The organism is Caballeronia choica (genome assembly GCF_001544535.1).
Classification (GTDB): Bacteria; Pseudomonadota; Gammaproteobacteria; order Burkholderiales; family Burkholderiaceae; genus Caballeronia; species Caballeronia choica.
On record NZ_FCON02000315.1, the window covers coordinates 1 to 4,101 of the forward strand.

Below are 4,101 nucleotides of genomic sequence, written 5' to 3' on the forward strand. Positions count from 1 at the left end.
TCGCGCTTGACCTTTAATACAGTTGCTTTCTTTGCAGCAGCAAAGAAAGTGAGTCCCGCCCCGGACAGGGGCAGAGCAAATAAACCAAAAACAAAACAAGTTCCATAGAAGCGCAAAAACATCAAACGGTGTAACCCAACCCCAACCCCAAGCGCCAGCGCCCTCACGACCTCAATCCAAAATCCACCCGCGTCGGCGCGCCCTTATCCGCAACGCCGTCGGCATTCATCTTCGGCGCGACCACGAAAATCCGCTTGCTGTCGATCTTGCCCTCGAAGTACTCCTGCACCGCCGCAGCCCGGCTCTGCGCAAGCCCGCGCAACGCCGCATCATCGACCGGGGCGTTCTCGGCAAGTGCCTGCTTCATCTCCTCATCCGGCAACGTCTTCGTCAACCCGATTATGTTGCGCGGCTTCTTGAAGTCCGCCGCCTTGTAAGCCTTCTCGAGATAACGGCTGTACTCGTCAGCCGAAACCTTCACCGTCGACGGATCGACGCTCGCGCCATTGCCCACCTGATCGCGCAGCTTCGCAATCCGCACCTGCCGATCGACATAAGCCGCACGCAGCGCAGGCCCGTCAACGGCCGGATCGACCCGCGCCGACAAATCAAGCCGAATCGACGGCTTGTCGGCAAGCGCCTTCGCGATAGTGTCGAGCTTCTTCTGCGCGGCGTCGGTGAGATCGGACGAGCCCGGATCGAATTCGACGTACCCCAGTTCCTCGCCGTTGCCGCCGAAAGCGTGCGCAAGCAACGTGAACGGTGCGGTAATCGCCTTCTGCACGAGATTGACGATCGCCTGCCACACAAGCCCGCCGATCGAAAACTCCGGGTTCGAGAGCGACCCGGAAATCGGAATGTTCACGTCGATCTCGCCGCGCGAGTTCTTCAGCAGCGACACCGCCAGCCGCACCGGAAGCTTCGTCGCGCTCGGGTTGTCGACGTGATCGCCGAACGTGAGCTGGTCGATGAACAGGTGATTGTTCGCGGTGAGCTTGTCGTCGGCAAGCATGTAGTGCAGGTCGACATTGAGCTTGCCTTTGGTGATCGGATAGCCGGCATATTTCGACGAATACGGCGTGAGGTTCGTCAGCTCGACATCGTGCGCGCTCGCGGTCAGATCGAGCGACGGCTTCTTGATGAGCGGATTCACCTGCCCCTTGATCGACACCGGCCCATTCGCGGCCAGCTTCGCGGCGACATCGACGGGTGCGGGCGTCGTCGAATGCGTGCCGAACGCGCCGATCGTGCCGGTGATCGCGACGAGATTCGCCGTGTAGTTCGGCTTGATGAAGTTGTCGGTGTAGGTGACGCGGCCGCCTTGCAGCACGAGCTGGCCGAAGCGCAGGTTGACCGGCTTGGTCGGCTCGCTCGCGGCGACGACGGTCTGCTGCGGGGCGCTCGTCGCAACCGGCGCGGAAGCCGGCACGCTCTTGTCGCGCGTGACCGACTGCGCCGGCCCGCTCTGGCTCGCAACGACATCGCGCAAGTTGAGCTTGCCCTGCGCATCGAGCAGCACGCGGCCGTAGAAATTCGCGAACACGACGCGCGCGGCATCGACGTTCGTGCCGCGCTCGCCGTAATCGACCTTCACGTTGGTCAGGCCGAGCAGCTTCCAGCCGGCGAACGGATCGGAGCTTGCCTTGTCGATCATGCGCACGTCGGCGAGCGACACGTCGCCCTTGTACGATGCCGTCATCCGGGAGCCGCTGCCCGCCATCGCGACATCGCCGTTCGCGTTCAGCAGCGCACTCGCGACCTCGACATTGAGCTTGTTGCCGAAGTACGGCTCGAACGCGGCGGCATCGACCTGGTTGCCGTCGACGTGCAGCGCCAGCTTCAACGGACTCGCCGTCACGGTTCCGCTGATGCCCAGCGCGCCCTTCCCGTTCAGCGTGAGCTTGCCGTCGACGGCGAGCGGCTTCGTCAGGTCGTCGCTGACCTGCCTGACGCTCACGTTCAGCGGCGCGACATGCAGCTTGACGGGCTTCGGCGTGGACTCGTCGGTGAAATTGGCGGTCGAATCGGCCAGCGCGATCTGGCCGATTTGATAACGCCACGCGGGACCGGCTGCATGCGCCTTCTGGATCTGGCGGGCCGCGCTCGGTTCGGGCGCCGTTTGGGCCGGTCCCGCGAGTGCGGCGAGGTCGATCGTGCCGTCCTTGCGGCGCGTGGCATCGACGGAAAGTCCCGTCAACTGCACGCTGTCGAGCGCGGCCGTGCGCGCGCCGACGTCGATCTTCTGAATCTTCGCGACCGCCGACGCCAGCGCGACCGGCGCCGCGTTCGCCTTCGGCACGAGCTTGAGCGACTTGAGCGTGACCTCGCCGGCACCGACCTGAATCTCGGGCTCGGGCTTCGACCAGTCGACGCTCACCGGCAAGTTCACGCCGAGTGCACCTTCCGCGACGCGAGCGGCCACCGCGTTGTCGATGTACGGCTGCAACGGCGGCAACGCGAGCCCGTCGATGGCGAGCTTGAGATCGGCGGTCTTCGCGGCGAGCGTGAAACCGCCCGATGCGTTCAGCGTGCCGCTCGTGTCGAGCGCGGTCTTGAGCGTGTAGCGCGCGGGCGTTTTGGCGAGTGTGGAGAAACCGTCGACGGCGACATCGAGATGGGTAAGGGCGAGTCTGGAGCGCTGCCCCATCAGGCGGTCGTCGAAGGTGACCTTGCCGCCGTCGATCGCGAAATGCCTGACTGCCAGGTCGAGCGGCGGGGCTTTTTCCTCGTCCTTCGCTTCGGGCTTGGCGGCAGGCGCCGGCGGGGCAAGCTTCGCGAAATTGGTCACCCCCGACGCATCCCGCTCGAGCGCCACGTCCGGCTGCGTAATTCGCAGGTCGTCGATCTGGTAGACGTTGCGCAATGGCTCGGCATCGCGGATCGCCACATGCAGCGCTCGCGCCGCCACGAGCGGCGCGTTCGCCTTGTCGGTCACGGCGACGTCGGCGAGATCGACAGTGCCGTCGAAGCGGATCGTCGGCACGTCGCCGGCAATCGAGAAGCGCACGTTGAGGTCGGTCGAAAGCCGTCCGGTCTTCAGCGCGACCGGCAGCGACGCCGGCGCATACGACGCCACCTTCGGCACGTCGAGCCCGTCGAGCGTCAGCGCGATTTCGGATTCACGCGTCTTTGCGAACGGCTTGGTGCGCCCGGTGATCGACAGCGGCGAGCCGTCGATGCGCGCCTGCAATGAGGGCGTCACGAAAATGTCGGTGTCGGCGGCGAGCGTTGCGATGAACGGAATGCCGATCGCCCAGCGGTCGATCACGTGTTGGGTCTTCAGCAGCCGGTCCTCGAAATCGATGCGGCCGTTCTCCAGCCGGATATTCGACACCGAAAAGCGCGCCGGTCCGGTCGACGGCGTCGGCGACGGCTTCGAGAACTTGGCGATCAGGTCGGAGAAGTTAAAGCGCTCGGCGTCGTAGCGCACGAGATGAAAGCGCGGCGAGTCGATCTTCACTTCGTCGATGATCGGCGCCGCGCGAAAAACCGACGACCACGACGGCAGCACGATCAGCCGCTCGATGTCGATGAACCCGGTGCCTGGCGAATTCGGCGGCGAATTGCCTGCCCGCTCGCCGATATGCACGTGATCGGCTTCGAAGCCGAGCGTGTAGGGATTGAGCGCGATGCGGCCGATCGTCACCGGACGGTCGAGTTGCGCGCCCAATTGCCGCTCGGCGACGTGCCGGATGAGCGGCGGCGCCGCGAAGAACCCGAGCAAGCCGATGACGACGAGCGCGATCAGCAGGCCGATGAAGATCCGTCGCGTGCGGCGCGCGTTCGCTACGCCTCGCAGGGTTTGTCCGGCGGATGCCAGGGAAGACTTGGTGACGCTTGCCATGCGATGCGTTCAGCGCAGCGCGAACGGAAGAGGCTCGCTGCGCAATCTCAAAATTGTGATGCCCGAGTATACGACGGGGTGGAGGGGTTGGGTTAGGGTGGTGGTGTTTACGGCGTTTGATGCGCTTGTGCTTCTATGGAACGGGTATTGGTGTTGGGCTCGGGCTTCGGGTCGGGCTTCAACCGTTTGATGCGCTCAGGCTCCTATGGAACTTGTTTTCTTCGTGGTCTATTTGCTCTGCCCCTGTCCGGGGCGGG

1 protein-coding gene is annotated in these 4,101 nt (G+C 64.4%); it reads right to left on the minus strand.

Annotation, left to right across the window (positions count from 1 at the left end; genetic code table 11):
• Window positions 1-163: 163 nt before the first annotated feature.
• On the minus strand, window positions 164-3,844 hold the full coding sequence (locus AWB68_RS43065) for a DUF748 domain-containing protein (protein ID WP_087650204.1): 3,681 nt from the start codon (window positions 3,842-3,844) through the stop codon (window positions 164-166).
• Window positions 3,845-4,101 lie beyond the last annotated feature (257 nt).

Excerpts from the sequence above, each read along its gene's own strand:
- AWB68_RS43065 (WP_087650204.1), bottom strand. The coding sequence starts at position 3,844 with ATGGCAAGCGTCACCAAGTCTTCCCTGGCATCCGCCGGACAAACCCTG.